25 protein-coding genes and 1 pseudogene are annotated in these 25,814 nt (G+C 58.9%); 9 read left to right on the forward strand and 17 right to left on the reverse strand.

What is annotated here, in order from left to right; all coding sequences use genetic code 11:
• Positions 1-83 precede the first annotated feature (83 nt).
• Both BMY49_RS02290 and glnK read left to right on the forward strand, forming a co-directional pair.
• The gene (locus BMY49_RS02290) at positions 84-1,331 is read left to right on the forward strand and encodes an ammonium transporter (protein WP_089674696.1); all 1,248 of its coding nucleotides are present in this window, start codon (positions 84-86) and stop codon (positions 1,329-1,331) included.
• A gap of 265 nt (positions 1,332-1,596) precedes the next feature.
• Positions 1,597-1,935, forward strand: coding sequence for a P-II family nitrogen regulator (gene glnK, locus BMY49_RS02295; protein ID WP_009098335.1), 339 nt, complete (start codon positions 1,597-1,599; stop codon positions 1,933-1,935).
• A 175-nt stretch (positions 1,936-2,110) separates the two neighbouring features.
• Here the strand turns inward: glnK and BMY49_RS02300 are convergent, their stop codons facing one another.
• On the reverse strand, positions 2,111-2,887 hold the full coding sequence (locus BMY49_RS02300; protein WP_089674698.1) for a ferredoxin--NADP reductase: 777 nt from the start codon (positions 2,885-2,887) through the stop codon (positions 2,111-2,113).
• A gap of 191 nt (positions 2,888-3,078) precedes the next feature.
• Between BMY49_RS02300 and BMY49_RS02305 the strand changes: the two genes are divergently transcribed.
• Positions 3,079-4,005: a LysR family transcriptional regulator gene (locus tag BMY49_RS02305; protein ID WP_044629892.1), complete on the forward strand. Its 927-nt coding sequence runs from the start codon at positions 3,079-3,081 to the stop codon at positions 4,003-4,005.
• 3 nt (positions 4,006-4,008) lie between these two features.
• On the opposite strand, the pseudogene BMY49_RS02310 reads toward BMY49_RS02305, so the two are convergent.
• The 3 genes and pseudogenes from BMY49_RS02310 to BMY49_RS02320 all read right to left on the reverse strand — a co-directional run.
• Positions 4,009-4,518 (reverse strand): annotated as a pseudogene (locus BMY49_RS02310) (methyl-accepting chemotaxis protein); the annotation flags it as partial.
• A gap of 125 nt (positions 4,519-4,643) precedes the next feature.
• Positions 4,644-6,512, reverse strand: coding sequence for a methyl-accepting chemotaxis protein (locus tag BMY49_RS02315; protein WP_089674700.1), 1,869 nt, complete (start codon positions 6,510-6,512; stop codon positions 4,644-4,646).
• Between the two features lie 101 nt (positions 6,513-6,613).
• Entirely contained in the window at positions 6,614-7,045 is a 432-nt protein-coding gene (locus BMY49_RS02320) for a host attachment protein (RefSeq protein ID WP_044629926.1), read from the reverse strand.
• Between the two features lie 89 nt (positions 7,046-7,134).
• On the opposite strand from BMY49_RS02320, the gene BMY49_RS02325 reads away from it, so the two are divergent.
• Positions 7,135-7,722, forward strand: coding sequence for a histidine phosphatase family protein (locus BMY49_RS02325; RefSeq protein ID WP_228219191.1), 588 nt, complete (start codon positions 7,135-7,137; stop codon positions 7,720-7,722).
• A 97-nt stretch (positions 7,723-7,819) separates the two neighbouring features.
• On the opposite strand, the gene BMY49_RS02335 is transcribed toward BMY49_RS02325, so the two are convergent.
• The 7 genes from BMY49_RS02335 to hemE form a co-directional block, all read right to left on the reverse strand.
• Positions 7,820-8,548 (reverse strand): amino acid ABC transporter ATP-binding protein, encoded by a 729-nt coding sequence (locus BMY49_RS02335; RefSeq protein ID WP_054640785.1) that lies wholly within the window; start codon positions 8,546-8,548, stop codon positions 7,820-7,822.
• An 86-nt stretch (positions 8,549-8,634) separates the two neighbouring features.
• Positions 8,635-9,735 carry an amino acid ABC transporter permease gene (locus BMY49_RS02340; protein ID WP_054640765.1) on the reverse strand — a complete coding sequence of 367 codons (1,101 nt, stop codon included), beginning with the start codon at positions 9,733-9,735 and terminating at the stop codon, positions 8,635-8,637.
• Between the two features lie 21 nt (positions 9,736-9,756).
• Complete coding sequence (locus tag BMY49_RS02345) at positions 9,757-10,947, reverse strand: amino acid ABC transporter permease (protein WP_062359210.1); 1,191 nt, start codon at positions 10,945-10,947, stop codon at positions 9,757-9,759.
• 89 nt (positions 10,948-11,036) lie between these two features.
• The gene (locus BMY49_RS02350) at positions 11,037-12,062 is read right to left on the reverse strand and encodes an amino acid ABC transporter substrate-binding protein (RefSeq protein ID WP_044629898.1); all 1,026 of its coding nucleotides are present in this window, start codon (positions 12,060-12,062) and stop codon (positions 11,037-11,039) included.
• A gap of 225 nt (positions 12,063-12,287) precedes the next feature.
• Positions 12,288-13,313 (reverse strand): amino acid ABC transporter substrate-binding protein, encoded by a 1,026-nt coding sequence (locus tag BMY49_RS02355; RefSeq protein WP_089674702.1) that lies wholly within the window; start codon positions 13,311-13,313, stop codon positions 12,288-12,290.
• 88 nt (positions 13,314-13,401) lie between these two features.
• The gene (speE, locus tag BMY49_RS02360; RefSeq protein WP_089674703.1) at positions 13,402-14,262 is read right to left on the reverse strand and encodes a polyamine aminopropyltransferase; all 861 of its coding nucleotides are present in this window, start codon (positions 14,260-14,262) and stop codon (positions 13,402-13,404) included.
• Complete coding sequence (gene hemE / locus BMY49_RS02365; RefSeq protein ID WP_044629901.1) at positions 14,259-15,374, reverse strand: uroporphyrinogen decarboxylase; 1,116 nt, start codon at positions 15,372-15,374, stop codon at positions 14,259-14,261. Before hemE ends, speE begins: the two co-directional genes overlap by 4 nt.
• 221 nt (positions 15,375-15,595) lie before the next feature.
• Between hemE and ribA the strand changes: the two genes are divergently transcribed.
• Positions 15,596-16,231, forward strand: coding sequence for a GTP cyclohydrolase II (ribA, locus tag BMY49_RS02370; protein WP_089674704.1), 636 nt, complete (start codon positions 15,596-15,598; stop codon positions 16,229-16,231).
• Positions 16,232-16,234: 3 nt separating this feature from the next.
• Here ribA and BMY49_RS02375 read toward each other — a convergent pair whose 3' ends face one another.
• The 5 genes from BMY49_RS02375 to BMY49_RS02395 form a co-directional block, all read right to left on the reverse strand.
• Positions 16,235-16,858, reverse strand: a complete 624-nt coding sequence (locus BMY49_RS02375; protein ID WP_044629903.1) for a glutathione S-transferase family protein — start codon at positions 16,856-16,858, stop codon at positions 16,235-16,237.
• Between the two features lie 67 nt (positions 16,859-16,925).
• A complete protein-coding gene (gene djlA, locus BMY49_RS02380) occupies positions 16,926-17,684 on the reverse strand; it encodes a co-chaperone DjlA (protein WP_044629904.1) in 759 nt (252 codons plus the stop codon).
• Between the two features lie 43 nt (positions 17,685-17,727).
• Positions 17,728-19,662 carry a 1-deoxy-D-xylulose-5-phosphate synthase gene (dxs, locus tag BMY49_RS02385; RefSeq protein ID WP_074211291.1) on the reverse strand — a complete coding sequence of 645 codons (1,935 nt, stop codon included), beginning with the start codon at positions 19,660-19,662 and terminating at the stop codon, positions 17,728-17,730.
• 3 nt (positions 19,663-19,665) lie between these two features.
• Entirely contained in the window at positions 19,666-20,559 is an 894-nt protein-coding gene (ispA, locus tag BMY49_RS02390) for a (2E,6E)-farnesyl diphosphate synthase (protein ID WP_044629906.1), read from the reverse strand.
• Positions 20,553-20,828 carry an exodeoxyribonuclease VII small subunit gene (locus BMY49_RS02395; protein ID WP_074211292.1) on the reverse strand — a complete coding sequence of 92 codons (276 nt, stop codon included), beginning with the start codon at positions 20,826-20,828 and terminating at the stop codon, positions 20,553-20,555. Before BMY49_RS02395 ends, ispA begins: the two co-directional genes overlap by 7 nt.
• Before the next feature lie 277 nt (positions 20,829-21,105).
• On the opposite strand from BMY49_RS02395, the gene serA reads away from it, so the two are divergent.
• The gene (gene serA / locus BMY49_RS02400; RefSeq protein ID WP_089674705.1) at positions 21,106-22,350 is read left to right on the forward strand and encodes a phosphoglycerate dehydrogenase; all 1,245 of its coding nucleotides are present in this window, start codon (positions 21,106-21,108) and stop codon (positions 22,348-22,350) included.
• A gap of 53 nt (positions 22,351-22,403) precedes the next feature.
• Here serA and BMY49_RS02405 read toward each other — a convergent pair whose 3' ends face one another.
• Positions 22,404-23,093 (reverse strand): pirin family protein, encoded by a 690-nt coding sequence (locus BMY49_RS02405; protein WP_074211293.1) that lies wholly within the window; start codon positions 23,091-23,093, stop codon positions 22,404-22,406.
• Between the two features lie 224 nt (positions 23,094-23,317).
• Here BMY49_RS02405 and trhO point away from each other — a divergent pair, with 224 nt between their 5' ends.
• The 3 genes from trhO to BMY49_RS02420 all read left to right on the forward strand — a co-directional run bounded on the left by trhO (position 23,318) and on the right by BMY49_RS02420 (position 25,741).
• Entirely contained in the window at positions 23,318-24,277 is a 960-nt protein-coding gene (gene trhO / locus BMY49_RS02410) for an oxygen-dependent tRNA uridine(34) hydroxylase TrhO (protein WP_062359201.1), read from the forward strand.
• Positions 24,278-24,465: 188 nt separating this feature from the next.
• Positions 24,466-25,290 carry an IclR family transcriptional regulator domain-containing protein gene (locus BMY49_RS02415; RefSeq protein ID WP_044629911.1) on the forward strand — a complete coding sequence of 275 codons (825 nt, stop codon included), beginning with the start codon at positions 24,466-24,468 and terminating at the stop codon, positions 25,288-25,290.
• A 19-nt stretch (positions 25,291-25,309) separates the two neighbouring features.
• Positions 25,310-25,741, forward strand: coding sequence for a YqaA family protein (locus tag BMY49_RS02420; protein WP_044629912.1), 432 nt, complete (start codon positions 25,310-25,312; stop codon positions 25,739-25,741).
• The last annotated feature ends 73 nt before the right edge of the window (positions 25,742-25,814 follow it).

Below are 25,814 nucleotides of genomic sequence, written 5' to 3' on the forward strand. Positions count from 1 at the left end.
CTGATGACGTTGCAACGTCAACAAGTATCTCTTCCAAGTACCTTTTCCAAGTACCTCTTCTTAGTACAAACGGGGAACACCTCATGAATGAGTTAGCTGATTTGAGCTATGCGCTCGATACGTTTTACTTCTTGATCTGCGGCGTGCTGGTCATGTGGATGGCTGCAGGCTTCTCTATGTTGGAGGCGGGCCTAGTTCGCTCCAAAAACACCGCCGAAATCCTGACTAAAAACATCGCACTGTTTGCGATTGCCTGCACCATGTATTTACTGGTGGGCTACTACATCATGTACTCCAGCAGCGCAGGCGGCTTCCTGCCGAACCTGGGCTTCTTGATCGGTACTGAAAACAGCGCCGATGCAGTGCTGGCCGGTGGCGACGATGCGCCTTACTACTCGATGCGCTCTGACTTCTTCTTCCAGGTGGTGTTTGTGGCCACCGCCATGTCGATTGTTTCGGGTGCCGTGGCTGAGCGTATGAAGCTGTGGGCATTCCTGGCCTTTGCCGTGGTGATGACTGCGTTCATCTACCCGGTGTCTGGCTACTGGACCTGGGGCGGCGGCTGGTTGTCTGAAGTGGGCTACTCTGACTACGCGGGTTCCGGCATTGTGCACATGGCCGGTGCGGCTGCAGCGCTTGCAGGTGTGCTGGTACTTGGCCCGCGTAAAGGCAAGTACGGTAAAGATGGCTCTATCCACGCCATTCCCGGTGCCAATATGCCGCTGGCAACGCTGGGTACCTTCATCCTGTGGATGGGCTGGTTCGGCTTCAACGGTGGCTCTGAGCTGAAAATGTCCGATATCGGTTCAGCTAACAACGTTGCGCAAGTGTTCGTGAACACCAACGCAGCGGCTGCTGGTGGTGTCATCGCCGCGCTTATTCTAGCCAAGCTGTGGTTCCGCAAGGCGGACCTCACCATGGCGCTGAACGGTGCGCTGGCTGGCCTGGTCGCTATCACCGCTGACCCGCTTTCTCCTTCAGCGCTGGGTGCTGCCATTATTGGCGCAGTAGGTGGCCTGATTGTTGTCGCGGCTATCGTAACGTTGGACAAACTGAAGCTGGACGATCCGGTTGGTGCGATCTCCGTTCACGGTGTGGTCGGTATCTGGGGTGTGTTGGCAGTACCGCTGAATAATGGCGATGCTTCTTTCGGTGCACAGTTGATCGGTATCGTGGGCATCTTTGGCTGGGTCTTCATCGCAAGCTTAGTGGTATGGCTGGTGCTGAAAGCGATCATAGGTATCCGCGTTAGCGAAGAAGAAGAGTATGAAGGCGTCGATATCGCTGAGTGCGGTCTGGAAGCCTACCCCGAGTTTAGCGTTAAGAAATAAGCTTGCGCTAATCATGTGAGCTGGCGTGCTCCTTTTGGCCTCCCCACCGTGGGAGGCCTTTTTGTCCTTCACAGGTAGGTTGCACGCTGGTTGTTATGAGCTAGGTACATACGGGTTTTTTATTCTCCGCCCATGGCGGTGTATGCTTAACCGACTGGGTAACGGGCTTGGCTATGCAAGCGCCCCGCCAACCTTGATGGGTTATGACAACCGTTTAACAACGCTGTTTTGATAACAGTGGGCCACCAAGCTAGAGGATGTCGCAATGAAATTGATCTCAGCCATTATCAAGCCGTTCAAGCTTGATGACGTACGCGAATCGCTCTCTGATATCGGCGTGCAGGGCATTACGGTAACGGAAGTGAAAGGCTTTGGCCGTCAGAAAGGCCACACGGAACTCTACCGTGGTGCGGAGTACGTGGTGGATTTCCTGCCCAAGGTGAAGCTGGAAGTCGCCGTTGACGACGATATGGCCGAGCAGGTGATCGACGCGATTACCCAGGTCGCCAATACCGGTAAGATCGGTGACGGTAAAATCTTTGTGATGCCCCTTGAGCAGGTCATCCGTATCCGTACTGGTGAAACCGGTAAAGACGCGGTTTAACGGTGAAGCGTCAGTAGTGAAGGGTAAGGCGTGAACAGTGAGTTGCGCTGAATAGACAAAGCCCCTGTGGATATCATCCACAGGGGCTTTGTGCATAAGGCGATGGTGATACGGGCTACGATTTTCTATTCACCATTCACCATTCACCATTCACCATTCACCATCCAAGCAGCACTTACTTCTCAACGAACGCACGCTCGATGACGTAGTCGCCCGGCTCGCCCATACGCGGGGAGATGTTCAGGCCCAGCTCATCGAGCAGGGCGCTGGTGTCGTCCAGCATCGCCGGGCTGCCGCAAATCATCGCGCGGTCTTGGCGCGGGTCGATGGGCGGTAGGCCGGTGTCCTCGAACAGCTTGCCGGTGCGAATATGGTCGGTCAGGCGACCCATGGTGTGAAACTCTTCGCGAGTCACCGTGGGGTAGTACACCAGCTTCTCGGCGATCTCTTCGCCCAGGTACTCGTGGGCGGGCAGCTCTTTGGTGATGAAGTCGGCGTAGGCCAGCTCAGAGACTTCACGCACGCCATGTACCAGCACCACTTTTTCAAAGCGCTCGTAGATTTCCGGGTCTTGGATCAGGCTCATAAACGGCGCCAAGCCAGTGCCGGTCGAGAGCATATACAGGTTGCGGCCCGGCAGCAGGTCGTCGCACACCAGTGTGCCGGTCGGCTTGCGGCTGACCATGATCTGGTCGCCCACTTTCAGGTGTTGCAGGCGCGAGGTGAGCGGGCCATCCGGCACCTTGATGCTGAAGAACTCAAGGTGATCTTCGTAGTTGGGGCTGGCGATGGAGTAAGCGCGCATCAGGGGTTTGCCGTCCACTTCCAGGCCGATCATAACGAACTGGCCGTTCTTGAAGCGCAGGCTGCGCTCGCGAGTGGTGCGGAAGCTGAATAGGGTATCGTTCCAGTGGTGAACGCTTAACACTTCTTCCAGGGCAAACTTGCTCATGCTAACTCCTCCAGGGGCAGCGAGGCCTAAGCCTTGCTCGCCATATTCCAAAAAAGAATAAAAAATAGCTCTATAGGTTGCTCTCAATTCTAAATAAGGGTGGTATATCTGTTAAGCAAATTATCTTGATAACGCTTATCTTTAAAATCGATATATCCCTTCGCCGATCACTCTACAGATAGGTTTTGGTCATGCACTACACCCTGCGTCAGCTAGAAGTCTTCGTAGCCGTTGCCCAGCACGAGAGCGTTTCCCACGCGGCGCGCGCGCTGGCCATGTCGCAATCGGCTACCAGCACGGCGCTGGCCGAGCTGGAGCGCCAGTTCGATTGCCAACTGCTTGATCGCATCGGGAAACGGCTGAAACTCAACGCGCTCGGCTTCCAGCTACTGCCCAAGGCGGTGGCCCTGCTCGACCGCGCCGAGGAGGTCGAGGAGCTACTGCGGGGCCAACAGGGCGTGGGCGCATTGGACGTGGGGGCAACGCTCACCATTGGTAACTATCTCGCCACGCTGCTGATCAGCGATTTTATGCAGCGCTATCCTGGCAGCCGGGTGCGGCTGGCGGTGCGCAATACGCGGCATATTATCGAGGGCGTGCGCCAGCACTCGCTGGATTTAGGGCTGATTGAGGGGCAGTGCGATGACGATATGATCATCAGCCAGCCCTGGGTCGAGGATGAGCTGTGCGTATTCTGCTCGCCGCGCCACCCGCTGGCGGGGCGGGAGCATCTGGAGCTGGATCAGCTGCTGCGGGAGGATTGGATCATGCGTGAGGAGGGCTCAGGCACGCGCATGACGCTGGAGCATGCCGCCCGCCACCGTCGTAGCCGGTTCAATACGCTGTTGGAGCTGGAGCATACCGAGGGCATTAAACGCGCGGTGGAGTCGGGATTAGGGATTGGCTGCGTGTCGCGGCTGGCACTGCGTGATGCCTTCCGGCGCGGCAGCTTGGTGCCGCTGCCCACGCCGGAGTTGGATCTCAAGCGCCAGTTCACGTTCATTTGGCATCGCCACAAGTACCTCACCACCGGCGTGCGGGAGTTTTTACGCCTCTGCCGCGAAATGACCGCCGGGGCCAAGCGCAGTGACGATATTCCGCTGCCACCGATTCCCTAGCGGTTACACCTTGGCCTTTTCAGGGCTTGGCAGCGCCTGAGCCAGGTGCTGCGACGCCTCTAGCGTAAAGCCACCCACTAGCGCGGCCAGCCTGTCCGCTTGGTCTTTAAGCTGCTCGGCCGCGGTGGTGGACTCTTGCACCAGGGCGGCGTTTTGCTGGGTCATCTGATCCAGGTCGGTCACCGCGATGCTGACTTGGTTGATCCCGTCGTTCTGCTCACCGGCTGCCGTACTGATATCGCCCAGCATTTGGGTGACGCGCGTCACGCTATCGGCCAGCTCGTGCATGGCGGCTTCGGCGTCGCGTACCATTTGCGTGCCGCTTTCGACCTTATCGGCAGACGCATCGATGCGCTGGCGAATGTCCTTGGCGGCGTCGCTGCTGCGCGAGGCGAGCTTGCGCACTTCATCGGCCACCACGGCAAAGCCGCGCCCGTGTTCGCCAGCCCGCGCTGCTTCTACTGAGGCGTTGAGTGCCAGCAGGTTGGTTTGGAAGGCAATGCTGTTCATCAGCAAGAGGCGAAAGAGTGTATCGAGTGCCATCCTTGAACCAGTAGAACAAAGATTCATGGTTAACGCATGACATGGCCGCCACCGCGAGCGCTGCGGCGGCCATGGAGGAGTGGCAGACGAGACGTTTAGAAGGTCTCTGACGTGCGCGGTAAGCGATCCTGCGGCGCTTGCAGCGCGGGTGATGCCGCGTTAGAGAGTTTGAAACTGCTGATCGTGCCGGTCAGGCGATCCGCCTGCTCTTTCAACTGCTCGGCGGCGGTGGTGGACTCTTCCACCATGGCGGCGTTTTCCTGGGTCATCCGGTCCAGCTCGGCCACGGCGATGTTGACCTGTTTGATGCCATCGCTTTGCTCGCTGGTTGCAGCGTTGATCTCTTCCAGTACGTCGGTTACGCGGGTGATGTGGTCTACGATATCCTTCATCGTGCTACCCGCATTGCGTACCAACGAGGTGCCGTTATTCACCTTGGCTTGCGAGTCTTCGATCAGTTTCTGGATATCGTTGGCCGCGTCGCTGCTGCGGCCAGCCAGTTTGCGCACTTCCTCTGCCACGACGGCAAAGCCACGGCCATGCTCGCCAGCCCGCGCTGCTTCTACCGAGGCGTTGAGCGCCAGCAGGTTGGTCTGGAAGGCAATGCTGTTCATCAGCGTGACGATCTCGCCAATCTTGTTGGAGGCGTCGGAAATATCTTCCATGGTGGTGACCACGTTCGACACCACCTGACCGCCCTCTTTCGCGACTTCGGTGGCCGCGTGGGAGAGCTTGTTGGCTTCCTGTGCTGAGGCCGCCGTGTGCTGCACGGTGCTGGTGATTTGCTCTACCGATGCGGAGGTTTGCTGAAGGCTAGACGCCGCGTTGTCGGTACGGCGGGAGAGGTCTTGGCCGCCCATGGCAATCTCGTTAGCGGCGTGGTGCACCGATTCGCTGCTGGTGCGCACATCGATTAAGACGTGCTCCATTTTGTTAACAAAGCGGTTAAAGGCGCTAGCGATTTGAGTGACTTCGTCGTTGCCTTCTTCTGGCAGACGCTGGGTGAGGTCGCCCTCGCCGGAGGCGATATTATCCATCGCGTTGCGCACCCCCAGCAGGCGGCGCAACAGTAGCGACAGCAGCAGCCCAAATACCACAGCGGTAATGGCCGCGACGATCAGCAGGGTAACGATGGACGTGGTGGCAATGGCGCGCAGGTCTGCGGTGGCCTCTGCTTCGTCTAACGCGACGACCAACTGCCAACCGCTGTTGCCGCCTACAGCACTGCCCATTAGCAGTTTATCGCTGCCTTGCAGAGCTAGCGGCTGTGGGGAGTCTGCCTGCACGATGCGAGTGAGGTCCGAAGGCGTGAGCGCATCGCTTAATACACTTGAAGGCTCCAGCGTCAGCGACTCATCCGGATGGGCAACCAGCGTGCCATCGTTGGTGGTTAGAAAGCCAAAGCTAGACGGTGTGGGGGAAATGCTGGCAACAATATCGATAACGTCAGCAATCGTAATATCGGCCCCAACCACAGCGGCTAGTTCGCCGTTTTGATAGAAGGGGCGAGCGAAGGTAATGATCAGGCCGCCCGTTTGAGCATCGACATACGGGGCGGTGATGATAGTGTCTTGCGCGTTCACCGCGCCTTGATACCAGGGACGCTGGCGTGGGTCATAATCGCTAGGGGGTTGCCAGCCGTCTGAGAAAATTCCCTCTGATGTGGACGGGTAAGCAATGTAAGCGGTCATAAAGTCGCCAGAATCGGCTAATTGTCGCAAGGCTTGTAGCGGCTCTTCGCTACCTGCAGTGTGTTCCATGCTGGCTAACATCGTGTAGCGCGCATTGAACCACTCATCGATGGCCTGTGTGTTTCCATTCACAACAGCGCTTAGGTTGCGATTAACCTGCTCACTATTGTGATGCTTTACAGTCGTGTAACTAGCAATGCCATTCACCGTTAAAGCCAACACAATAGCGATAAGGGCCGCTAGCAAGATACGTAAACGTAGGGAAGAAAACATAGTCGCTCTCGGGATCATCAGGGTTCATGATGGGTATCGGCGAGAGCGACTACGCCTTTAGTAAAAAGCAGGAAAAAAGTTAGTAAGCGCTAACTGTAGTGTTAACGAAGATCGCTGACCGCGTTCTGAATATCAGCCATGGACGCTTTGCTGAGGTCTTTCGAGAGCGTGTGGGTGACCAGCTTCTGCGTGGGGTTATCGAGCTTCTCTTTGAGCAGCCCCAAGAACTTGGGAGGCGCGACCATGATCAGCTTGTCCATGCTGTTGTCCACCCGCGCAGTGTAGAGTCGCTGGGCGACTTCTTTGGCAAACAGCTCGTTTTCATGTTGGGAGGCCGCGCCTTCCTCGCCGGATGAGCGCGATGACGTTGACGTAGACTCATGAACATCGGCACCGCGGCGGTCCGTGATCAAGTCGCCTTCATGCAGCCTGCCTGCAGCGTGTACCAAGCTCTCCTGCTCGGCGAGGTGAAGTGCATCACGGGTGAAGATACGTGCCCGAGCGGCGTCGGCTACCACGATATAGGTGGTCATTGTCATACGTCCTCCATGTCATTGATTACCCTTTAACCATGGCAACCGTTCCGTGTTTGGTCAAACACGGTTTTCATAGAGAAAAGAGCATGGATATAGACGACTCACGTCATCATTGGCGAAACCGCTATCTGCTGATGCGCCACGGCCATAGCCAGGCTAACGCACAAGGCACCATCATCAGCTCCCCCGAGCGAGGGCTGTTGGCGTATGGGCTGTCGCCGCAGGGCGAGCAGCAGCTGGCAGATACCGTCGCACGGTGGCACTGGCCGGTACCCACACAGGTCGTGCATTCGGACTTTTTACGCACCACGCACACCGCCGCCCGAGTGGCCGCCGCGTTTGGGTTGGAGATGCAAAAAGAGGAGCGCTTGAGGGAGCGCCACTTTGGTGAATTGGAGGGCAAGGCGGATAGCCACTACCCGGAGGTGTGGGCCTTCGATGCCCAGAACGCCGACCACACCCAGTGGCAGGTGGAGCCGGTCAAGCGTGTCGCGGCGCGCATGGTCGCTGCGCTGGAAGCGTTGGAGCAACGCTTTGAGGGTGAAACGGTGCTGGTGGTCAGCCACGGCGACCCCCTGCAAATTCTGCTCACGGCGCTGGCGGGCAAGCCGCTGACGAAGCATCGGGAGCAGCCTGCGCTACTGCCTGCCAGCATTACGCTTGTGGGCGGTTAAGCGCCCTCTTTAGGAGGAATCCAGGCGATCATATCTACCTCCACATCCGCACTGCCCGCAAGCCCGGTCACGCCGATGCAGGTGCGGGTGGGCAGCGTTAATGCCCCAGAATCTGGCTCAAGAAGAGCTGGGTGCGCTCGGACTGCGGGTTATTGAAGAACGGCTCAGGCGCGTTCTCTTCAATGATTTGCCCTTGGTCCATAAAGATCACGCGGTCGGCCACGGTTTTGGCAAAGCCCATCTCGTGGGTGACACAGAGCATGGTCATGCCTTCTTCGGCCAGTTCCACCATGACGTCCAGCACTTCCTTGATCATTTCCGGGTCAAGGGCAGAGGTGGGCTCGTCAAACAGCATCACGTCCGGGTGCATGCACAGCGATCGGGCAATGGCGACCCGCTGCTGCTGACCACCGGAGAGTTGGCCAGGATATTTCTTGGCCTGCTCGGCGATGCGCACGCGCTCCAGGTACTGCATGGCCATGGCTTCGGCCTCTTTGCGGGGCTTCTTCTGCACCCACATCGGTGCGATACAGCAGTTCTCCAGCACCGTGAGGTGAGGGAACAGGTTGAAGTGCTGGAACACCATGCCGACGCTACGGCGAATCTGCTCGATGCGTTTAACATCTTGGGTCAGCGGCACGCCGCCGACCACGATCTCGCCCTTTTGGTGCTCTTCCAGGTGGTTGATGCAGCGGATCATGGTGGATTTTCCCGAGCCAGAAGGCCCGCAAATGACGATCCGTTCGCCGCGTTTTACTTCCAGGTAGATATCGCGCAGCACGTGGAAATCGCCGTACCACTTGTTCACGCCGCGCATTTCAACCATCAGGTCAGAAGTACTGGTACCAGGGTTGTTGGTGGCTGCTTGAGTCATGTCACTATCCTGCTAAAAAATCGTTGATAAAAGCGGCGTTAGCGCTTGTGGCCGGTATGCAGCTTGCGTTCTAGGTACTGACTGTAGCGCGACATGCTGAAACAGAAGATCCAGAACATGAAGGCCGCAAAGACATAGCCTTCCAACGAGAAGCCTAACCAGCGTGAGTCGGCCAGTGCCGCTTGCACGATCCCCAAAAGGTCAAAGAGCCCGATAATCATGACCAGGGTGGTGTCTTTAAACAGCGAGATAAACGTATTCACGATGCCGGGAATCATCATCTTCAGCGCTTGGGGAAGAATGATCAGCCCCATGCGCTTCCAGTAAGTCATGCCGAGCGCTGCCGCGGCCTCTTCCTGGCCTTTTGGAATCGCCTGCAAGCCGCCACGAATGACCTCTGCCATATAGGCGCTCTGGAACAGCGTTAAGCCGATCAGGGCACGCACTAGGCGGTCAACGCTCATATCGGAGGGCAGGAACAGCGGCAGCATGACCGAGGCCATAAACAGCACGGTGATCAGCGGCACGCCACGCCAGAACTCGATAAAGATGACGCAGAAGCTCTTGACGATGGGCATGTTCGAACGCCGCCCCAGGGCCAGCACGATACCGATCGGCAGCGCGCCTACCATGCCCACGGTGGCCAGCAGCAGGGTCAGCATCAGGCCGCCCCAGCGATGGGTCGGCACACGCGGCAGGTCGAAATAGCCGCCGTGCAGCAGCACGTAGGCGATCACGGGGAAGCCGACCAGCGCAAACACGGCCACCCAGTGCTTGAAGGGCAGGCGTGGAATCGCCAGCCAGGCAATCAGGGTGAAGAACCCGGCAAAGACGATATTGGCACGCCAGATTTCCGAGCGCGGGTACAGGCCGTAGATGAACTGGGTGAAGCGTGCGTTGATGAACACCCAGCAGGCGCCTTCGCGAGAGCAGTCGTCGCGGGTAGTGCCTACCCAGTCGGCGTTGATAAACGCCCATTGCACCGTGGGAACCACGAGCAGGTAGAGAATATACAGGCCGATCAGAGTAAAGATCGTGTTGATCGGGCCGTTGAACAGGTTGCTGCGTAGCCATGCCACAGGGCCCACAGAACTGCTGGGCGCCGGCTTTGGCTCGATCATCGTTCGGTTGTGAATCATGGGAATGCCCTCGACAACGGCCTAGCGTTCAACCAGCGCCACACGGGCGTTGAACCAGTTCATGAACATGGAGACCAGCAGACTGATGGTCAGATAAACCGCCATGGTCATGGCAATGACCTCGATGGCTTGGCCTGTCTGGTTCAGCGTGGTGCCTGCAAAGACCGAAACGAGGTCCGGGTAGCCAATGGCCGTGGCCAGCGACGAGTTCTTGATCAGGTTGAGGTACTGGCTGGTGAGCGGGGGGATGATGACCCGCAGCGCCTGCGGAATGACCACCAGACGCAGCACCAGGTTACGCGGCAGGCTCAGCGCTTGTGCGGCCTCGGTTTGGCCATGGGAAATGGCCTGAATGCCGGAGCGCACGATTTCGGCGATGAACGAGGCGGTGTAGATCGATAGTGCAAACCATAGCGCCAGGAACTCGGGAATCACCGTAATACCGCCGCGGAAGTTAAAGCCACGCAGTTCGGGCATTTCCCAAGTGATAGGCACGCCAGTCACCAACATAACCAACAGCGGCAAGCCAAAAATCAGCGCAAAGGAGATCCAGTAGGCAGGAATACGTTTCCCCGTGGCTTCCTGGCGGCGCTTCGCCCAAATCACCAGCGCAATGCTGGCCACAATGGCGATCACAAAGGTCACGGGAATTAGCCCAAAACCGGACTCAAACAGCGGTTCTGGTAGATACAGTCCGCGCACGTTGAGGAAAAACGCTTCCCCAAAGGCAAGGCTGTCCCTGGCGCTTGGCAGAGTGCGCAGCACGGCAAAGTACCAAAAGAAAATCTGCAGCAGCAGCGGAATGTTACGAAAGGTTTCGATATACGCGGCGGCTAGCTTGGCGATCAGCCAGTTGGGCGATAGACGAGCGATACCGACAATAAAACCAATGATGGTGGCGGCGATCACGCCTAACCCACCCACCAGCAGCGTATTCAGCAGGCCCACGAAGAAGGTGCGGCCATAGGTGCTTTGGGAGGAGTAGTCGATCAGACTCTGCACGATCCCAAAACCGGCGGTATTGTTTAGGAAACCAAAGCCGGTGGTGATACCCCGTGAGGATAAGTTGTCTTGAACATTGCCGACAATATAGAACAGAAACACAATGACAGCGGCAATCAATAGACACTGGAAAATGAGCGCACGCTTGGCGCGGTCTCGCCAAAACGGTGGCTTGTGGCCAGCCGGGCGAGCATTAGGTCTTACAGACATGGATGGCGTCTCCGCGATACGGCAGGTCAATCAGATGGCCCGCCATTCCCTGTTAAGAGGGAGCGGCGGGCCGGGGTCAAGCGAGACGCTTAGCGAATCGGCGGTGCGTACTGAATGCCGCCTTGGGTCCACAGAGCGTTAATACCACGCTCAATTTCCAGCGGTGAGCCCATGCCTACGTTGCGATCAAAGCTTTCGCCGTAGTTACCTACCTGACTCAGAATGTTGTAAGCCCAGTCGGCTTCTAAGCCCATACCTTCACCGTAGTTGCCGTCCTGACCCAGCAGGCGAGCAATATCCGGGTTGTCTGAGTTGAGCATCTCGTCAACGTTTTCGCTGGTAATGCCATACTCTTCACCGTTGATCATGGCGAACAGCGACCATTTTACGATGTTGAACCACTCATCGTCGCCTTGACGTACCACTGGGCCCAGCGGCTCTTTGGAGATGATGTCAGGCAGAATCATTGCAGAAGCGGGGTCGTCCAGTTGGATGCGTAAGGCCGCTAGCTGAGAAGTGTCGGAGGTCAGCACGTCACAGCGGCCAGCTTGGAAGCCGCCCACGGTTTGCTCAGACGTGTCGAATACGATGGGGTCAAACTCCATGCCATTGGCACGGAAGTAGTCGGCGACGTTAAGCTCGGTGGTAGTACCAGACTGGATACAGATCGCGGCGCCATCGAGTTCGTCTGCGCTGCTAATACCTAAATCCTTGTTCACCATGAAGCCGATACCGTCGTAGAAGGTAACGCCGGTGAAGTTCAGGCCCAAGGTGGTGTCACGGGTAGTGGTCCAAGTGGTGTTACGGGACAGTACATCCACTTCGCCAGACTGCAGCGCGGTGAAACGCTCAACAGCATTCAGGGAGATGTAGTTGACGGCATCCGCGTCGCCCAGTACCGCTGCAGCAACGGCGCGACATACGTCAACGTCGAGGCCCTGCCAGTTACCGCTATCATCTGGGGCGGAAAAACCTGGTAGGCCGTCGCTAACGCCACACTGTACAGCACCGCGCGCGCGGGTATCTTCTAACGTATTGGCTTGTGCGGTGGCGATACCGGCGAGGGAGATGGCACCCGCTGAGGCGAGCAGTACCAGGTGTTTCTTATTAATCATGTTTGTTCCCCTTCCTCGATTTAATGTCATTATGCATGGTGATGCATCATTAAAAGCTAGCAAGGAAGGTGCCAAGAAAGATATGCCGTCAAATTCAGCGCTTTTCAACGTAAAATCAGCGAATTTGACGAAGGTAGTGGTGCAAAAAAGTAGGTCAGCAGCTACGCGTTGCGCTTTTTTGGTGCGCAGCCGCTGGCGGAGGTCGGTGGCTAGTCGCCTAGCGTGTCAGCGAATAGGTGGCGCGTACTGAATGCCGCCATCTTTCCACAGAGCGTTCAGGCCGCGCGCAATGTTGAAATCAGAGTCCGCGCCCACGTTACGGTCATAAATGTCCGCATAGTTACCCACCTGTTTGACGATTTGGTAAGCCCAGTCTGACGAAAGGCCCATGGCTTCACCAAAATCGCCATCTTGCCCAAGTAGGCGCATCACATCGGGGTTTTCTGAGCTTAGCTGCTCATCCACGTTGGCTTGACTGACGCCCAGCTCTTCGGCATTCAGCATGGCAAACAGCGACCACTTCACGATGTTGAACCACTGGTCATCGCCTTGGCGCACTGCTGGGCCAAGCGGCTCTTTGGAGATGATCTCCGGTAGTACCACGGCCATATTGGGGTCGGCCAGTTGAATGCGCTGGGCATAGAGCTGCGAGGCATCCGAGCTCAATACGTCGCAGCGGCCTGCTTCGAAGCCTGCAATCGACTGTTCAGGTGAATCAAACACCACCGCATCATAGGTCATGTTGTTAATGCGGAAGTAGTCGGAAAGGTTTAGTTCGCTGGTGGTGCCTGACTGAGTGCAAATAGCCGCCCCATCCAGTTCTTTGGCGCTCTGTACGCCGAGGTCGCTGGCCACCATAAACGCCTGGCCGTCGTAGTAGCTGACGCCAGTGAAGTTCATCCCTAGCGTGGTGTCGCGGCTAGAGGTCCAGGTGGTGGTGCGGGAGAGCACGTCCACCTCGCCAGACTGCAGCGCGGCAAAACGCTCCACCGAGTCTAACGGTACGAAATTGACTTTGCTGGCATCACCTAGCGCGGCAGCGGCAATGGCGCGGCACACATCGGTGTCCAGGCCGCGGTATTGGTCGTTATCGTCCAGCGATGAGAAGCCGGGCTGGGCGGCGTTAACGCCGCAGCGCACGCTGTCGCGCTCTTGAACAGCCTCAAGGGTATCGGCCATGGCCGTGGCAGGTACCCAGAGGGTCGGGGCTAATAGAGTGATTCCCAATCCTAACCAACGCGTGGTGTTCATTTGTTATTCCTTAACGTCGAGCGCAGCAACACTTGCGCATAAAAAAGGCCGAGCAGAGCCCGGCCTGATGCATGACGTTACCGCAACCTTATGCGAAGTCTTTACGCATAAAGGGCGGCAGCGCCAGGGCACCACGGTGGGCATCTACTGTGTAGTACTGTAGCGGCATTTCGTGGCTGGCGGCAGCCTCTTCGCGGAAGCTTTCAACGCTGGTCGCTTTACCGGCCAACGTCACGCTCCACCAACCCGAGGGATACACCGGTTGGGGGAAAGGTAGCGTGGCAACGCTATCGAAGCCTGCTTCGCGCATGTCGTTGCGCAGTTCGCGAATGATCGAACCGCTATGATAAAGCGGCGATTCGCTCTGCTGTACCATCACCCCGCCGCTTTTCAGAATGCGGTGGCAGCGCTTCAAAAAGTCGGTTTTGAACAGGCCTTCGGCTGGGCCGACCGGGTCGGTGGAGTCGATGATCAGCACGTCGATACTCTCGTCGGCCGCGTCGTCTACCCACTTCACGCCGTCGGCAAACAGCAGCTCGGCGCGGGGGTCGCCGTTGGCTTCTACCAGCGACGGGAAGAAACGCTCGGAAGCCTTGGTCACTTCTTCATCAATATCGATCTGAGTGACTTTTTCAACGCCCGGATGGCGCAGCACTTCTTTCAACGTGCCGCAGTCGCCGCCGCCAATGATCACCACCCGCTTGGGGTCTTGGTGGGTGAACAGCGCCGGGTGGGCGATCATTTCGTGATATAGGAAGTTGTCGCGATCGGTGAGCATCACACAGCCATCCAGCACCATCAGGTTGCCGTAGGTTTCGGTGGCGTACACTTCCAGGTGCTGGTAAGGGCTCTGCACATCCAGCAGCTTTTCGGTCACTTTCAGCGAGAAAGCGCTGCCGTGGCTATCAAAAACTTCGGTAAACCACTGGTCGTCGCGTAAGTCGCTCATTGCTTGGCTCCTGGGCACTGGTCGTTCGTTTGAGTCGGAATGCCCTGATGGTACTGCGGGCTTAAGTCGTGCAGCGCCTCCATAAAGGCGGTGACGTGATCGGGATTGGTAAACTGGCTGATGCCGTGGCCCAAATTGAACACGTGGCCCGGGCCGTGGCCGTAGCTCTCCAACACGCGGGCCACTTCGGCGCGAATGGCCGAAGGGCGAGCAAACAGCACGTTGGGGTCTAAATTACCCTGCAGGGCGACTTTATGGCCTACGCGGGCGCGGGCGTCGGAAAGCTCGGTCGACCAGTCGATACCCAGCGCGTCGGCACCGGCGCAAGCAATGTGTTCAAGCCACTGGCCGCCGTTTTTGGTGAACAGGATCACCGGCACGCGGCGGCCATCGTGTTCACGGATCAGCCCGGAAACGATCTGCTCCATATAGCGCAGCGAGAACTCTAAATAAGCAGGCGTGGAGAGCGCGCCGCCCCAGGTATCAAAAATCTGTACCGCCTGGGCACCGGCGCGGATCTGCGCATTCAGGTAGTCGGTGACCGCTTGTGCCAGGGTGTCCAGCAGCTGGTGCATGGTGTCCGGCGTGTCATACAGCATGGTTTTTAAGTGACGGAAGTCTTTGCTGGAGCCGCCTTCCACCATATACGTCGCCAGCGTCCAGGGGCTGCCGGAGAAACCGATCAGCGGCATGCGGCCGTTCAGCTCGCGGCGAATCGTGGATACCGCCCGCATCACGTAGTCCAGGTCGCGCTCGGCGTTTGGCACCGTCAGCGCAGCGACTTCTTCCGGTGTGCGGACGGTTTTTCTGAATTTGGGGCCTTCACCGGTTTCGAAGTAGAGGCCCAGCCCCATGGCATCGGGGATGGTCAAAATATCCGAAAACAGAATTGCAGCGTCGAGCGGGTAGCGCTCTAGCGGCTGGAGGGTCACTTCACAAGCCAGGTCATGATTGCGGCACAGGTCCATAAAGCTGCCTGCGTCGGCGCGGCTGGCGCGGTACTCCGGCAGGTAGCGGCCGGCTTGGCGCATCATCCACACCGGAGTGCGGTCAACGGGCTGGCGAGCCAGCGCGCGAAGAAAACGGTCGTTTTGCAAAGGTGTGGTGGTCATAAACACTTGCTCTTGAGAAATTTGCCCGCATTGTAAGGGAGTCATCGTACCTGAAGATAGGAATTGTACGTGAAGATAGCCGTGGGTGGCGGCGCAAACCGTGGCAAAAATCGTCGCACCCCGCTAAGACCGTGAGGCCTGCGCGGCTTCCTGGTAAACTGTCCGCCCACTTCGCCAACACTGGTGTGGTTAACTGGTTTGGTTAATCAGCGAGGAACCCTGTGACCATTCGCTTCATTGCTGCCTCTCGGCTGCCCACTCCCTGGGCCACATTCACCATGCATGGCTTCGAAGACGACGCCACGGGTAAAGACCATATCGCCCTAACGTTGGGCGATGTGAGCGGCGGCGAGCCGGTGTTAGGGCGCGTGCACTCTGAGTGTTTAACCGGCGATGCGCTATTCTCCATGCGCTGCGACTGCGGCTACCAGCTGCAAGAAGCGCTGAAGCGTATTGCCGAAGAGGGGCGCGGCGTGCTGCTCTATTTACGCCAGGAAGGGCGTGGCATTGGCCTGCTCAATAAAATTCGCGCCTATCATCTGCAGGACCAGGGCGCCGATACCGTAGAAGCCAACGAGCAGCTCGGCTTTGGCGCCGACATGCGCCGCTACGACCTCTGCGTGCCGATGCTCAACCACTTGGGCATTACCGCGCTCAAGCTGATGACCAACAACCCCCGCAAGGTGGATGCGCTAACCCGCGATGGCGTGAACGTCGTCGAGCGTCTGCCCATTACCACCGGTTTAAACCCCCACAACGAACAGTACCTCTCCACCAAAGCGGGCAAGCTCGGCCACATGATGGTGCTGGATGACTTTACCCAAGCCAGCGATGTGGATATCGAGCGTAAGGGGTAGCGTTCAATCTTGCGCTGCCGCCTGCTCTTTTTCGGCGGCGCGGGCAAGCGCTGGGCGATTGGCGTGGCGGGCGCGATAGGCCACCAGCGGCTCCGGCAAGCGATGTTTCATGCTTGTGGCCCAAGTGAGCGTGTGCGTTAAGAACAGATCCGCCAACGTGAAGGTATCACCCACTAGATTTTCCTGGCCACGATAGCGGCGCTCGAGCGCGAGCAGGGCTCGCTGGAATTCCCAAGCGGCGGTGGGTAGCACTGAGGGGACTCGCTTATCTTGAGGCAGGGCGAACTTGTGCTTGGCCTGTAACCACAGCGGCTGCTCGATCTCGGTAACGATAAAGCTGAGCCACTGGTCGACCTGGGCGCGCTCGGCAACGCTTTGAGGCAGCAGTTGCCCAGCGCCATACTGCTCGGCGAGATAACGGCAGATAGGCGCAGACTCAAACAGCATTAGCTCGCCATCTTCCAGCACCGGCACCTTGCCATCCGGGTGGCGAGCAAGATGCTCGGTACTTTGCCCCTCGCCTTTATCCAGCGCTACGTGGTGGCACTGGTACTCTAGGCCCAGCTCTTCAAGCGTCCAAGCAGCGCGTAGCGAGCGGGAATTGGGAAAGCTGTATAGCGTGATCATTTGGCGGCTCCAGGCAGTACCGTGAAGTTTTCACTGTAGCGACTCCCTGGAACCCTGTCACGAGCTACTAGCCCCGCGCCGCGCGGATGCGCTCGTAGGCATTGCCAATCTCGCTGGTGCGGGCCTGCGCCACCTCGCGCATGCTCTCCGGAAGCCCCTTGCCCGCCAGCTTGTCCGGGTGATTCTGGCTCATCAGGCGACGATACGCTTTCTTGATCTCGGCGTCGCTGGCGTCTTCTGATACCCCAAGAACGCGGTAAGCATCTTTTAAGGCTTCTTCGCTGGCACCTTGGGAGTTGGCCGCCGCACCGTGCAGCATCGCTTCGATTTGCTGAACTTCGGCCTCGCTACAGCCAACGCCGCGGGCAACGCGCAGAATCATCTCGTGCTCGGCGGGGTGCAGCACGCCATCGGCGGCAATCGCGCTCAACTGAACCTGTAAAAACACTTGGCGCAGTACCGGCTGGCGCTGGGTGAGGCGGTTGACCTTGGCCAGCTCGGCATCCAGGTTGAAGTCAGCCGCGCGGCCCCGGTCAAAGGCGGCGCGAGCTTTGGCGCGGTGCTCGCCCTGCAGGTGCATTTGATCGAAGAGCTTTTCGGCAACGTCTAGCTCGCCCTCGGTGACTTTGCCATCGGCTTGGCAGAGGCAGCCCATCACGGAGAAGATCGATTCCAAAAAGCCTTCTTGAATTTGCACACGGGCAGCGTTCAAGCGACGGCTGATGCGCCGACCCAGCCACCAGCCAAGGCCGCCACCTACGAGTAAGCCAATGGGGCCACCGACGGCAAGGCCAATCAAACCAAACACAATAATTAGAAATAACATAGACATCTCAACAGGTTAAAAATACGTGGTTCACACGCGGAGGTTACGGCAGCCGGGCGCGAATAGCGCGCTCGATGCCTTCAGCGTCCAGGCCGCAGTCGCGCAATAGCTCGGCGGGGGTGCCGTGTTCCACAAAGGCGTCCGGCAGGCCTAAGTTCAGCACTTCCACCTGAACGCCTTCCGCGTTGAGCAGCTCGTTCACTGCGCTACCCGCGCCGCCCGCAATGACGTTCTCTTCCAGGGTGACCAGCAGTTCATGCTCGTCCGCCGCGTGGAGCACAGCATCGCGGTCCAGTGGTTTCACCGAGCGCATGTTGATATGGGTGGCGTTGAGCTTCTCAGCCACTTCGGCGGCGGCGCTATTGACGCTGCCAAACGCCAGCAGCGCGATGCGTACGCCGTCGCTGGTGCTCTCGCGACGCACCTGGGCCTCGCCAATCGCCAGCGGCTCTAGGTGCTCTGGAATGACGGCCCCAGGGCCGGTGCCACGGGGGTAGCGTACGGCAGCCGGGCCAGGATGGTGGTAGGCAGCGCTGAGCATGGCGCGGCATTCGGCTTCATCCGACGGGGCGAGAATCACCATGCCCGGCACGCAGCGCAGGAACGAAAGATCCATGCTGCCGTGGTGGGTGGGACCGTCTTCGCCCACTAGGCCTGCCCGGTCGATGGCGAAGGTGACATCTAACTCCTGTACCGCCACGTCATGAATCAGCTGGTCGTAGCCGCGCTGCAAGAAGGTGGAGTAGATCGCCACCACTGGTTTCATGCCTTCGCAGGCCATGCCGGCGGCCAGCGTGACCGCGTGCTGTTCAGCAATGGCGACGTCGAAGTAACGCTCGGGATAGGTTTGCGAGAAGCGAATCAGATCCGAGCCTTCGCCCATAGCGGGGGTAATGCCCATGAGGCGTGAGTCGGCGGCGGCCATGTCGCATAGCCAGTCGCCAAACACGTTGCAATACTTTTTCTTAAGGGCGTTCTTCGGCGCACTGGAGGCCGCTGCTTGCTTCACCAGCGGAGCGCTGACGGTCGTGGTGGTTTTTTCCAGCTTAGTAATCGCGTGATAGCCAATCTGGTCGGCTTCGGCGGGCAGGAAGCCTTTCCCTTTGACCGTTTTGATATGCAGGAACTGCGGGCCTTTCTGGTCGCGCAGGTTACGCAGCGTTTGAGTCAGCGCCTCTAAGTCGTGGCCGTCGATGGGACCAACGTAGTGGAAACCCATCTCCTCAAACAGGGTGGCGGGACTGACCATGCCCTTCATGTGCTCTTCGGTACGCTTGGCAAGCTCCAGGGCGCCGGGCAGGTGGGATAGCACCTTTTTGCCCTCTTCGCGCATTTTGAGGTAGGGCTGGCTGGAGAGCACCCGTGCTAAATACGTGGCAATGCCGCCGACATTTTCAGAAATCGACATCTCATTGTCGTTCAGCACTACCAGCATATTGGCATTCACGTGGCCTGCGTGGGCCAGCGCTTCAAACGCCATCCCTGCGGTGAGCGCACCGTCGCCAATGATGGCGCAGACCTTGCGCGGGTCGTTTTGCGCCTGGGCGGCCAGGGCCATGCCCAGCGCTGCAGAAATGGAAGTGCTGGAGTGGCCAACGCCAAAGGTGTCGTATTCGGACTCTGCCCGGCGGGGAAACGCCGCCAGGCCGCCGTGCTGGCGAATGCTGAGCATGGCATCGCGTCGCCCGGTGAGGATTTTATGCGGGTAGGCTTGATGACCCACGTCCCACACCAAGCGGTCTTTCGGCGTGTGAAAGGCGTGGTGCAGCGCGACACTGAGCTCAACAACGCCCAGGCCTGCGCCAAAGTGGCCACCCGTCACGCCAACGCTGTAGAGCAGGTAGGCGCGCAGCTCATCCGCTAGCTGGGCGAGCTGTTTAGCATTCATGGCCCGCAGCGCGGCGGGATGATCAAAAGAGTCGAGCAGTGGCGTCGCCGGGCGCTCGCGGGGTATCTCGTCGAACAGCTTCATAGGCATGTGTTAGTGGTCGCGCTCGATCATATAGTGGGCAAGATCGGCCAGGGGTGCGGCCTGCTCGCCTAACGGGGCGAGGGCGGCAATGGCCTCGTCAATAAGCGTGTTCGCTTTGCGCTGCGCCCCCGCCAGCCCCAGTAAGCTTGGGTAAGTGGGCTTGGCACGGGCGGCGTCAGCGCCGGAAATTTTGCCCAGCGTGGCGGTGTCACCCGTCACATCCAGGATGTCGTCATGAATCTGGAAGGCTAGGCCAATGGCGCGGGCATAGCGAATTAGCGCTGCTAGGCGCGGGTCGTCCTCTTCCACCGCGACCAGACCGCCCAAGCGTACGGCCGCCACGATCAGCGCGCCGGTTTTATGGGCGTGCATATGCGCCATTGCTTCGGCGTCCGGGTGGCCTCCTACGGCGGCTAAATCCAGCGCTTGGCCAGCCACCATGCCATCGCGGCCAGAGGCGACCGCCAGCGTGGTGACTAGCTGGCCCAGGCGCGGGTGCGGGCGGCTGGCCAGCACTTCAAACGCCAGGGCTTGCAAGGCATCGCCCGCTAAAATAGCCGTCGCCTCATCAAAGGCTTTATGCACCGTGGGCTGGCCGCGGCGCAGGTCGTCATCATCCATGGCGGGCAGATCGTCGTGAATTAGCGAGTAGGCGTGAATCAGCTCGATGGCCGCCGCGGGAGCATCCAGGGCGTCGTCACTTGCCCCAAGGGCTTGACCCGCTAAATAGACCAGCAGCGGGCGTAAACGTTTGCCGCCGACCAAAAGCCCGTGGCGCATGGCCGCCTCTAAACGCTCATCTACCGCTGGGCGTGCATCGAATAGCGCGGCCAGCGTGGCATCTACTCGGGTGCTGCTGGCATGGCGCAGCGTGGCTAGTCGGGAGGCGTGGGCGGTCACCATGGCGGCGTCTCCTCGCTGTCGTTGCCAGCATCCGGGGCACCTGCGAACGGGGCAACTGCCAGTTTGCCGTCGGTATCTTCGCTCAGGGCCCGTACTTTTAGCTCAGCGCTATCGAGGCGCTGCTGGGCGTCGCGGGTCAGGCGAACGCCCTGCTCAAAAGCGGTCAGCGCATCTTCCAATGAGAGTTCGCCGGACTCCAGGCGTTCCACAATGGTCTCTAGCTGGGCAACCGTTGCGGCAAAATCTTGTGGGGGTGTGGTGTCGCTCATTGGGCAATGCCTACCGTTTTCCGGGCGCCCTGGTATCAGCAAGGGCGACGAGTGTGGCTGCGGATGCTGTTAAATAAACGCACAGTATACACCGAGGCGAGGGGGTGGCGTCTGCCCTCCCTATGGGGTGATTGTTCGACTTGCACTCTGTTCATCTTGAAAGCGCACACTTTTCATCACGCCAAGACACCGGGAGCGCAAGCGGCTGTGCTACTATACGGGCCTCCCGTGAACCGATACACGGCGCATGCCGCCGACCATAGAGGTTGATTCAGCCATGGCCAAAACGTCCCTGGAAAAGAGCAAGATCAAGATCCTGCTACTCGAGGGCGTCCACCAAAGCGCGGTGGACAATTTTCACAACGCAGGTTACGAGAACATCGAGCATCTGCCGACTTCGCTGGATGAAGAGTCGCTGATCGAGAAGATTCGTGATGTTCACTTTATCGGCATCCGCTCCCGCACTCAGCTAACCGAGCGCGTGTTTGAGGCGGCCGAGAAGTTAGTAAGCGTTGGCTGTTTCTGTATCGGTACCAACCAAGTTGACCTGGATGCGGCGCTCAAGCGCGGTATCGCGGTATTTAATGCGCCTTACTCCAACACCCGCTCAGTGGCGGAGCTGGTACTGGCAGAAGCCATTATGCTGCTGCGCGGTATTCCCGAGAAGAATGCTCGCGCGCACCAGGGCGGCTGGCTGAAGTCGGCGAAAAACTCCCACGAAGCGCGCGGTAAAACCCTCGGTATCGTGGGTTACGGCAGTATCGGCGCACAGCTCTCTGTATTGGCAGAGTCGCTCGGCTTCAACGTGATTTACTACGATGTGATCACTAAGCTGGGTATGGGTAATGCCAGCCAGGTCGCCAGCCTGGAGGAGTTGCTGGATCGTTCGGACGTGGTCAGCCTGCACGTGCCGGACCTGCCCTCTACCCGCTGGATGATTGGCGCGAAAGAGATCGCCGCCATGAAGGATGGCGCTATCCTGATCAATGCCGCCCGTGGCAGCGTGGTGGAAATCGAGCCGCTGGCGGATGCCATTAAAGCAGGAAAACTCAATGGGGCGGCCATCGACGTCTTCCCGGTTGAGCCGAAAGGCAACGATGAAGAGTTCCAAAGCCCGCTGCGCGGCCTGGATAACGTGATTCTGACGCCGCATATCGGTGGTTCTACCCTGGAAGCCCAGGAGAACATTGGTATCGAGGTCTCCGAAAAACTGATCACGTACTCGGACAACGGTACCACGGTCACCTCGGTCAACTTCCCCGAAGTGGCACTGCCCGCGCACCCGGACAAGCACCGTTTGCTGCACATTCACGACAACGTGCCCGGCGTGCTTTCTCAGATCAACCGCGTGCTGTCAGAAAACGGCATCAACATTTCTGGCCAGTATCTGCAGACCAACGATAAGGTCGGTTACGTGGTGATTGATGTCGATAAAGCCTACGGCCCGCAGGCGCTGGAAGCGTTGAAGCAAGTAGAGCACACGCTGAAGATTCGCGTGCTCTATTCGGCGCAGAATAGCTGATATTACCGACCCGCGCAGCGTCACAAAACGGCCCGAAAGGGCCGTTTTGCCTATCAGGCCAGGTCGAACAGCAGTACTTCGCTGGCGTCGCTGCTGGTGAGCTCGACGTGCTCATCCGGCGTAAACGCAGCGGCATCGCCGGTGGTGAGCCGCTCGCCGTTCACCTCGACAGCCCCCTTCACCACATGCAGCCATGCGTAGCGTGAGGGCGGGGACGTGACTTGCTCCCCGGCGCTCAGCAGGCTGGCGTACAGGCTGACATCCTGATTCACGCTCACCGAGCCATCGCGACCATCTGGGGAGAGCACCAAGCGCCACTGGCCCTGCCGCTCGGCGGTGGAGAAGTGCTTCTGCTCGTAGCTGGGCTGAATGCCACGCTGGGCGGTTTCGATCCAGATTTGCAGAAAGTGCAGCCCGTTTTCTTGAGAGTGGTTGAACTCGCTGTGCAGTACGCCCGTGCCTGCGGACATGCGCTGCACATCGCCGGGGCGCATCACTTCGCCATTGCCCATGTTGTCCTTGTGCTCCATCTCGCCATCAAGCACGTAGGAGATAATTTCCATATCCCGGTGGGGGTGGGCGCCAAAGCCGTGGCCGGGGGCCACACGGTCTTCGTTGATCACCCGCAGCGCGCGGAAGCCCATGTGGTTGGGGTCCATGTAATTGGCGAACGAAAACGTGTGGTAGGAGCGCAGCCAGCCGTGGTCGGCGTAGCCCCGCTCGTGGGAGCGACGAATCTTCATTAAAGCACCTCATCACTGAGTTAAGTTACCGCCTACTATACGACCGAGTGCGCGTGGCGTGGGGTGAAGCTTTCTCAATGATGTCGTCGAAATAATCGACGGTTGGCGGTGTCGTTGATCTGCATCAAACACGCCGAGATGCACCCACGGCGGGCTTTTTGTTATCATGCGCGCCTTTATTGACCCGGTCCGCCCTTTGCGAGGGCGACTACCAGGAGCACTCCATGACGACCCCAACTCCCACTGCGCCCGTTGTGGTGGCAGCGCTGTATAAATTTGTCACCCTGAACGATTTCGAAGCCCTGCGCGAGCCGCTGCGCCAAACTATGCTGGATAACGGCGTAAAAGGCACGCTGTTGCTGGCCAAAGAGGGCATCAACGGTACCGTGGCCGGTAGCCGCGAAGGCATCGACGCGCTGCTAGCATGGCTCACCGCCGACCCGCGCCTTGCCGATATCGACCACAAAGAGTCATTTTGCGACGAGCCGCCGTTCTACCGCACCAAGGTCAAACTGAAAAAAGAGATCGTCACGCTGGGCGTGCCGGGCATCGACCCCAACGACACCGTGGGCACTTACGTGGAGCCAGAGAACTGGAACGACGTCATCTCCGACCCCGAAGTGCTGGTAATCGATACTCGCAACGACTACGAAGTGGCGATTGGCAGCTTCGAAGGTGCGGTGGACCCGAAAACCACCACCTTCCGCGAGTTTCCAGAGTATGTGCGCAAGCACTATAACCCGGAGCAGCATAAGAAGGTTGCTATGTTTTGCACCGGCGGTATCCGCTGCGAAAAGGCCTCCAGCTTTATGCTGAAAGAGGGCTTTGAAGAGGTGTACCACCTGAAAGGCGGCGTGCTGAACTACCTGGAAAAAGTGCCGGAAGAGCAGTCGCTGTGGCGCGGCGAATGCTTCGTGTTCGATAACCGGGTCACCGTTCGCCACGACCTCACCGAAGGCGAGCACGAGCAGTGCCACGCCTGCCGGATGCCTATCTCTCAGGAAGATATGCAGTCGTCGGCCTACGAGCCCGGCATCAGCTGCCCGCACTGTATCGACTCACTGCCCGAGAAAACCCGCGCCGCCGCCCGCGAGCGTCAGCGCCAGATTGAGCTGGCCAAAGCCCGTGGTGAGCCTCATCCGCTGGGCTATAACCATCGCCAAGGCACTCGCGAGAAAGCGTAATCATCCTGGTCGACGATGTGGCAGAAGGCATCGATGCGTTTATCGAAAAGCGCGCGCCTCGCTGGCAGCATCGCTAGTACACGCTGCTAGCCATTGGTGGAATTTGTTTCCGTAAACGCGACAGCGCCCGCGCGGCGCGTTATCCTGCTGGCTTTTTACGTCATTCAGCGCCTTCAGGAGAGTATCAGGTGAGTGAAGCCAAGCGCAGATCAGTCGGACGTCCGGCGGGAGCCACCAAAGCCAGCGGTGGGCATAGCCAATCGTTAGTACGCGGCCTCACGCTACTCGAGTATTTGTCCGCCAGCCCCTTGGGCCTTGCGCTCTCGGAACTGGCGGAGATGGCTGACCTTGCCCCCTCGACCACCCACCGCCTGCTGCAGGCGCTGCAAAGCCAGGGCTTTGTTACCCAAGAGAGCGAACAGGGCCTGTGGCGCATCGACGTCAAAACCTTCCGCATTGGTAACAGTTTCCTTGAAGCTCGCGACGTGGTGGCCAAAAGCCGCCCGTTTTTGCGCCGCTTAACCGCAGAAACCGGCGAAACGGCGAACCTGGGTATCCGCGATGGCGCTACGGCGGTCTTCCTGGCTCAAAACGAATCCCCGCAGATGATGCGCATGATCACGCGGCTGGGGTCCCGTGCGCCGCTGCACGCCTCCGGCGTGGGCAAGGCGCTGCTGGCGTGGATGAGCGAGGAGGAGCGCAGCGCGCTGTTAGAAGGCGGCTACGAGCTGGCCCGTGTGACTGAAAATACCCTCTATCAAACGGATTCACTGCAGGCGGAAATGGCCGCCATTCGCGCCCAAGGCTTTGCCTGCGACCGGGAAGAGCATGCGATTGGCCTGCACTGCGTGGCGGCCTGCATTTTCGACGAGCACCGCACCCCGTTAGCCGCTATTTCTGTGTCTGGCCCCATGGCGCGCATTCCCGAAGAGCGCCTGCTGGTACTGGGGGCGCTGGTGCGTCAAATAGCCGACGAAATTACCCAGCAGCTCGGCGGCCAGCTGCCCCGTTAAACGTTAGAGGGCGCGTATCGTGTTCAGCCTGTTTTGGGTGGCGCTTGCCAGTGCCACCCTGCTGCCTGGTGGCTCGGAAGTGTGGCTGGCGCGGCTATGGTGTGTTGGTGAGCCGGCACTGGTGCTGTGGGTTGTGGCGACGGCTGGCAACACGCTGGGCAGTTTGATCAATGTGGCCCTGGGCCGCTACGCTCGTCAGTTTCAACATCGCCGCTGGTTTCCGGCGTCGCCTGAGGGTCTGGCCCGCGCCGAGCGCTGGTACCACCGCTTTGGTGAGGCGAGCCTGCTGCTGTCTTGGTTACCCGTGATTGGCGACCCGCTCACCGTGCTGGCAGGGGTGATGCGCCTTGCCTGGTGGCGGGCGCTGCTCTGGATTGTGCTGGCAAAAGGTGCCCGCTATGGGCTGCTGATTGCGCTGGCCCATCAATGGTTGGCGCCTTACTGCCAATAAACGGCAATTACCTTCACTCGGTTTCATTGGTGTACCAAAAACAGCCGCGTTAACGTCTCTTACATCGAGTCAT

Origin of the sequence: Vreelandella aquamarina, assembly GCF_900110265.1 — a bacterium.
Lineage (GTDB): Bacteria > Pseudomonadota > Gammaproteobacteria > Pseudomonadales > Halomonadaceae > Vreelandella > Vreelandella aquamarina.